This window comes from Spirillospora sp. NPDC046719, from assembly GCF_040645715.1.
Lineage (GTDB): Bacteria > Actinomycetota > Actinomycetes > Streptosporangiales > Streptosporangiaceae > Spirillospora.
Genome location: NZ_JBEYYT010000492.1, coordinates 1 through 6,335, shown reverse-complemented (window position 1 = coordinate 6,335; position 6,335 = coordinate 1). Strand labels below are relative to the sequence as shown.

The 6,335-nt window shown below is 76.2% G+C and carries 4 protein-coding genes and 1 pseudogene; 3 read left to right on the top strand and 2 right to left on the bottom strand.

From position 1 onward, the window contains the following. Together ABZ914_RS44010 and ABZ914_RS44005 are read left to right on the top strand one after the other, a co-directional pair. Positions 1-668, top strand: a 668-nt coding sequence (locus tag ABZ914_RS44010; protein ID WP_500200682.1) for a helix-turn-helix domain-containing protein, incomplete at its 5' end; no start/stop codon positions are given. 4 nt (positions 669-672) lie between these two features. Continuing rightward, on the top strand, positions 673-2,100 hold the full coding sequence (locus ABZ914_RS44005) for an aldehyde dehydrogenase family protein (protein ID WP_433149882.1): 1,428 nt from the start codon (positions 673-675) through the stop codon (positions 2,098-2,100). A gap of 67 nt (positions 2,101-2,167) precedes the next feature. Here the strand turns inward: ABZ914_RS44005 and ABZ914_RS44000 are convergent, their stop codons facing one another. Then, the gene (locus ABZ914_RS44000) at positions 2,168-3,199 is read right to left on the bottom strand and encodes an alpha/beta hydrolase (protein ID WP_500200681.1); all 1,032 of its coding nucleotides are present in this window, start codon (positions 3,197-3,199) and stop codon (positions 2,168-2,170) included. A 220-nt stretch (positions 3,200-3,419) separates the two neighbouring features. Between ABZ914_RS44000 and ABZ914_RS43995 the strand changes: the two genes are divergently transcribed. After that, on the top strand, positions 3,420-4,382 hold the full coding sequence (locus ABZ914_RS43995; RefSeq protein WP_500200680.1) for an SKP1 family protein: 963 nt from the start codon (positions 3,420-3,422) through the stop codon (positions 4,380-4,382). 72 nt (positions 4,383-4,454) lie between these two features. On the opposite strand, the pseudogene ABZ914_RS43990 reads toward ABZ914_RS43995, so the two are convergent. Further along, positions 4,455-6,335: pseudogene (locus ABZ914_RS43990) on the bottom strand (hypothetical protein); the annotation flags it as partial.

The following is a 6,335-nucleotide window of genomic DNA, read 5'->3' as shown; positions in this document are numbered from 1 at the left end:
CCGGCCTCCCCGCCGCGGGCCCGGCCGTGCCGGACGGGCCGGTCCGCGTCCTGGCCTGCGCGGGCCGCGCCGCCGTCCGCGACGCGCTGGAGGCGGACCCCGCCGGGGAGCGCTGCCTGGCGGCGCCGCTCGCCGACGGCACGATGGTGATCGTCCCGGACGAGGCGGCCGAGGCGGTGACGGCGCTGCTCGCCGGCACCGGCCCCATCGGCGTCAGCGGCCCCGCCGGGACCGGGGCGGGAGCCGGGGCCCTCGCGGGGGCGCTGCGGCAGGCGGAGGACGCGCTGGCGGCGGCGCGCCGTGCCGGACGGCCCGTCCTGCGGCACGCGGACCTGCCGGGGCAGGGCGTCCTCGGGCTGCTGGAGCCGGCGGCCGCGCGGGCGTTCGCCGCCGCGCTGCTCGCCCCGCTCCAGGCCGAGGACCTGATCGGCACGGTCCGCGCCTACGTCGCCGCCAACGGGCAGGGCGAGGCCGCCGCGCGGGCGCTCGGCGTGCACCGGCACACCCTGCGGTCCCGGATGCGCAAGGCCGCCGAGCTGCTGGGCCGCGACCCCGACGATCCCGCCGCCCGCGCCGAGCTGTGGATCGCACTGGCCGTCACGGACAACGACGGCGGTCCGATTGGCCGTCCTGGAGACTCCCCATCCGGCGCGCCGGAGATAGCGTGAGGTCATGAACGTGACCCCATTCTGGCTGGCCGGTCGCCCCGAGACCGGTGACGGTGAGCTGACCGTTACGCACCCCTACGACGGCCGGGTGGTCGGGACGGCCGCCGTGCCGACGCCCGCACAGGTGGAGGAGGCCGTCGCGGCGGCCGACGCGGTCCGCAAGCGGGCGGCGGCGCTGCCGCTGCACGTGCGCGCCGAGGCCCTCGCGCACGTGTCCGCGCGGCTCGCCGAGCGCGCCGAGGAGGTCGCCCGGCTGATCACCGCCGAGAACGGCAAGCCGCTGCTGTGGGCGCGCGGCGAGGTGACCCGCGCGATCTCCACGTTCCGGTTCGCCGCCGAGGAGGCCCGCCGGTTCAGCGCCACGACGCAGCGCCTGGACACCGACCCCGCCGCCGAGGGGCGGATGGCCTACATCACCCGCGTGCCGAAGGGCCCGGTGCTCGGCATCTCGCCGTTCAACTTCCCGCTGAACCTCGCCGCGCACAAGATCGCCCCGGCGATCGCGGCGGGCACCCCCATCGTGCTGAAGCCGGCGCCCGCCACGCCGCTGTCGGCGCTGCTGCTCGGCGAGCTGCTCGCCGAGACCGACCTGCCCGCCGGGATGTTCTCCGTCCTGCCGGTCCCGAACGACCGCGCCTCCGCGCTGGTCGACGACCCGCGGCTGCCGATCGTGTCGTTCACCGGGTCCGTCCCCGTCGGCTGGGCGATCAACGACCAGGTGCCGCGCAAGCACGTCACCCTGGAGCTCGGCGGCAACGGCGCCGCGGTCGTGCTGCCGGACGCCGACCTCGACTGGGCCGCCGAGCGGATCGGGCTGTTCTCCAACTACCAGGCCGGGCAGAGCTGCATCGCCGTCCAGCGCGTCTACGTCGACCGGTCGGTGTACGAGGAGTTCGTGCCGAAGCTGGTCGAGCGGGTCGGCTCCCTCGTCACCGGCGACCCGTGGGACGACAAGACGCAGGTCGGCCCGCTGGTCAGCCAGGACGCCGCCGAGCGCGTCGAGTCCTGGGTGGACGAGGCCGTCGCGGCGGGCGCGAAGGTCCTGGTAGGCGGCACCCGCGAGGGCGCGACCTACGCCCCGACCGTCCTCGCCGACGTCCCGGCGGACGCGAAGGTGGCGCGCGAGGAGGTCTTCGGCCCGGTCATGCTGGTCCAGCCCGTCGACGGCGTGGACGAGGCGTTCGCGCTGGTCAACGACTCGAAGTTCGGCCTGCAGGCGGGCGTGTTCACGCGGAACCTCGACATCGCGTTCCGCGCCCACCGCGAGCTGGACGTGGGCGGCGTCGTCATCGGCGACGTCCCGTCCTACCGCGCCGACCAGATGCCCTACGGCGGTGTGAAGGACTCCGGCGTCGGGCGCGAGGGCCTGCGGTCGGCGATGGCCGACTACACCGAGGAGAAGGTCATGATCCTCACCGGGCTGCCCCTCTGATCACGGCCCGCTCGGGCCCGTCCCCGCCGGGGCGGGCCCGTTCGCTCGCGGGCGGGCGGCCGCCGGGCTAGAGGAGGCCGGTGCGCAGCGCTCCGGCCGCCTCGGCGAGGGCCTCCTGGAACCGCCCGCCGAGTCCCCACATGTTCGCGAACCCGTGGATCAGGTCCTCCTGCCGCCGCACCGCGACCGGCACCCCGGCCTCCCGCAGCCGCTCGCCGAACGCCTCGCCCTCGTCGCGCAGCGGGTCGAACCCGGCGGTGACGAGGTAGGTGGCCGGGAAGCCGCTCAGGTCGTCCGCGAGCAGCGGCGACGCCTTCGGGTCGGTGCGCCGCTCCACGTCCGGGCAGTAGTGGTCGCTGAACCAGACCATGTCGGCGTCGGTCAGGTAGAAGCCGTCGGCGAACAGCTCCCGGGACCGCCGCCGCACCGACATGTCGGTGGCCGGGTAGAACAGCAGCGCGAAGTCCGGCCTGCGGTCCGCGAACGCCCCGACGACCGCCGCGAGGTTCCCGCCCGCGCTGTCGCCGCCGACCGCGACCGCCTCCGGCGACGCGCCGAGCACCGCCGCGTTCTGCACCGCCCACGCGTACGCCGCGAGCGCGTCGTCCGCCGCCGCCGGGAACCGGTGCTCGGGGGCGAGCCGGTAGTCCACCGACAGCACCCGCACCTCCGCGTTCACCGCGAGGTACCGGCAGACCGAGTCGTGGGTGTCGATGTCGCCGATCACCCAGCCGCCGCCGTGGAAGAACACCAGCAGCGGCGACCCTTCCGCCAGCCCCTTCGGCTCGTACAGCCGCGCGGGGATCCGGTCCGCGGCGGTCAGGTCCCGCGTCCGGACGGGCCGCTCCGGCAGCCGGTTGATGTACCGCTGCCCGCGGGCGAGGCCCTGCCGCGCTTCCGGCACCGTCGCCCCGGTGAGGCTCGCGCCTTCCAGGCGCGTCATCAGCAGGAGCAGTTGCGCGTCCAGCGCGAGCCGCTGCCCGTCGCGCACCACCGGCCGCCCGGCGATCAGCCGCCGCACCGGACCGGGGAGCGCGAACACGGCGCGGAGCACGGCGCCCGCGACCGACGGCGGGATCTTCTCGGCGAGCTGCGGCATCGACCCTCCAACCACTCGGACGTTCCGGACACCGTACTCCCCGATCCCCTATTCAGCCGAATATGGTTCGGTCCATGACGGACTCCCGCAAGTCGGGCCGGACGGATCTTCCGGCGGGCGGTGGCCGGGCTCCCCCGCCGCGCTGCCCGTGACGGCCGAAACCCCGTGCGGGCAGGGGGTTCTGGCGGGCGGACGGGATGGCTAGGATCGTCGCGGCCGGGTGGCGGAGCGTGACTGGGGCGGGCGGATGCGGCGTTTCTGGAAGGTGCTCACGGGCTACGTCGACGTCGCCGTCGCGTTCGTGCTGGCCGTGGTCATCCTCGGCCTGGACGTCACCGGCATCGCGTCCACCAGCGTGGTGCAGAGCGCGACGATGGCGACGCTCGCGGTCGTGTCCATCGTGCTGCTGCGCGACCGGGCGCGCAGCGACACTCGTGGCGAGACCGTGCAGCGGTCCGTCGACGCGCTGGCGGACGGCCTGCGCCGGCAGCCGGACGTCCAGGTCGTCAGCGGCACCGAGTGCAACCGGGTGCTCGCCGAGGCGCGCCGCGACACCCGGGTGTGGTGGTTCCGCGGCGCGACCGGCGCCTACGTGCGGGCGGTGACGCTCCCGGAGTGCGTGGCCGCCGCGCGGCCGTTCCGGCGCAAGCTGGAGTTCCGGCTGGAGATCCTCGACCCGATGGACCCGGAGCTGTGCGGCCGGTTCGTCGGCCTGCACCAGCGGCTGGCGACCGCGCGGGACGCGCCCGAGCAGAGCTGGTCCGTCGAGGAGACCCGGCGCGAGCTGTTCGCGACGATCCTGGCCGGATGCTGGCACCAGCAGCGCTACGAGATGCTCGACATCGACATCCGGCTGTCGTCGGCGTACTCGCTGCTGCGCTACGAGATGGCGACCGGCTGCCTGGTCTTCACCCAGCGCGGCCCCGAGTTCCCCGCGCTGGTCATCAACAGCGGCACGCCGACGTACCAGTGCTGGGAGTCGGAGCTGCACGTCAGCTTCCAGCAGGCCAAGCGGCTGCCGCTGGACACCGTCAAGCACCTGCGGCTCGGCGAGCGGCCCACGCCGGAGGAGATGCGGCGGATGTTCCTCGGCCTCGGCATCGAGCTGCCCGCCGACTACACCGAGACCGACCTGGAGGAGATCCGGCGGCTGGCACTGGAGGCCGGCGACCCGTACGCGTAGCAGCGGCGGCCGACCGCGCGCGAGGACCGGCGGGCGGTCAAAGGGCGGCCTGCGGTCAGGGCCGGCGGGCGGTCAGGGTCGGCGGCGGGACGCCCAGGCTTCCTCGAACATCTCGTGGAGGGGGCGCGGGGGCAGCAGGCGCGTGAACGGGCCGCCGACACTCCTGCCGCGGACCTCCCTGGCGCCGTGGGCGGCGAGCTTCGCGGCCTCCACGGGGAGTTCGGGGGCCTTGAGCACGGTCCATTCGCCGGGGACGAACGCGGTGCGGCCCGCGCGGGGACGCTTGTCCTGCTGGACGAGGGCGCGGTCCACCAGCTCCGCCTGCGCCGCCTTGTGCCGGGCGGCCGTCCAGCCGTTCCACCGGCGGACGTTGCGGTCGGTCGGGCGGACGAGGGTGAGCAGCTGCAGGTAGAGGACGGCCGCGTCCTCGCTCGTGCCGGTCTCCGCGGCGGCCTCGGCGACCAGGTCCGGGACGCTGAGCAGCGGGTTCGCCTCGTACCCTCCGGGCGGGACGGGGGTGGCGGCGGCGCGGGCCACCATGCGGCCGACCGCTTCGGTGCGCACCACGGTGCCCTCGACGCTCCGGAGCAGGCGGTCCAGTCCGTGGTCGGCGCAGAGGCGTTCGAGGCGCGCGCGGGCGGCCCGGTCGGCGAGCGCCGACGGGCGCAGGATCACGTGCGCGAGCGACGGCCGGCCGTCGACGATCAGCAGGCCGTCGTCGAAGGCGAGCGCGTCGCCGTCCGGCCCGTCGGACACGCCGTCGCGGGTCGCTCTGCGGACGGGGTGGACGTCCGGCCCGAACAGCTCCCTGCGCCGTTCGGCGTCGCCGAGGGAGCAGAGTCCGAGCGGGAGCAGCAGGCCGGGAGCGGCCAGCCGCGCCCTCAGCCGTGCCGCGAGGCCGGGCGCGCCGGAGACCGCCGGGTCGCCGACGGGACGTTCCGTCAGCGCCCACACCAGCACGGACGCGAGCGGGACGTACGGGTCGTGGTCCATCCGCCGCCGGTTCGCCGTGCCGTCGGACGCAAGGGTGTGGACGCCGATGCCGTACGGCTCGTAGTCGGCGACGACGCAGGTCAGGTCGGCGGCGGCGATGGGGGACGCGGCCGGGTCGGCGAGGGCGGCGGCCCAGGTGTCCGGGAGGCCGAGGTCGCGTTCCAGGTCGGCGACCAGGTCCTCGTCCACGACGGCGCGGCGGCCGAGCAGCCCCGACCACGCCTCCGCCATGCGCGCGGCGGCGGCCGCGAAGCCGCCGTCCGCCCACAGCTCGGCGGGGTCGTCGGGCATGCCGGCGGCGACCACGCGCTGCCGGCCGGCGACGCCGAGGCGCTGGGAGAGGTCCTCGGCCTCCTGTGCGACCTCCTTGGTCGCCGAGTACGGCCTGCCGCGCAGCATCTTCCTGTGGGCGTCGAACCGGGTGACGAGGTCGCCGCCCTCGTAGGCGCGCCGGGGCAGGCCGTCCAGGACGAGCGCGGCGACGGCGCGGCGGACGCCGGTGCGCCGGACGAACGCGGCGACGGCGTCCTCGTCCGGCGCGAGCGGCCCGTTCCGCTCGTACAGGTCGAGGAGGCGGCGGAGGCGGGCGGCGTCGTCGCGGGCGACGGTGACGGTCTCGGTCTTCGTCGCGCCCGCCGGCTCCGCGGCCTCGGCGCGCTGGACGAACCGGTACGCCCTCTCCGGGGCGATCGGCCCGCCCGCGGACGGGACCGCGCCGACGGCGACGGTCGCGTCCAGCCCGGCGAGGGCGGCCCCGGTCGCGTAGCCGCGCCGCCAGGCGCCGGGCCGGGCGAACGGCTGGTCCGCCCAGGTGCGCAGCAGCGCGGCGAGGGACGCGCGGTCCGCCTCGCTCGTCGACGGCGCGACGAGCCGCCACGCGGCGGCGTCGATCGCGGCGTGCAGCGGAGCGCCGTGGTGGGGCCGCGCGGGGGGGCTGTCCAGCCGCGTCGCGTGGGCGGT

Bases quoted from the DNA above. Each gene is read 5' to 3' on its own strand.
- ABZ914_RS44005 (WP_433149882.1), top strand. From the start codon at position 673: ATGAACGTGACCCCATTCTGGCTGGCCGGTCGCCCCGAGACCGGTGAC.
- ABZ914_RS44000 (WP_500200681.1), bottom strand. From the start codon at position 3,199: ATGCCGCAGCTCGCCGAGAAGATCCCGCCGTCGGTCGCGGGCGCCGTG.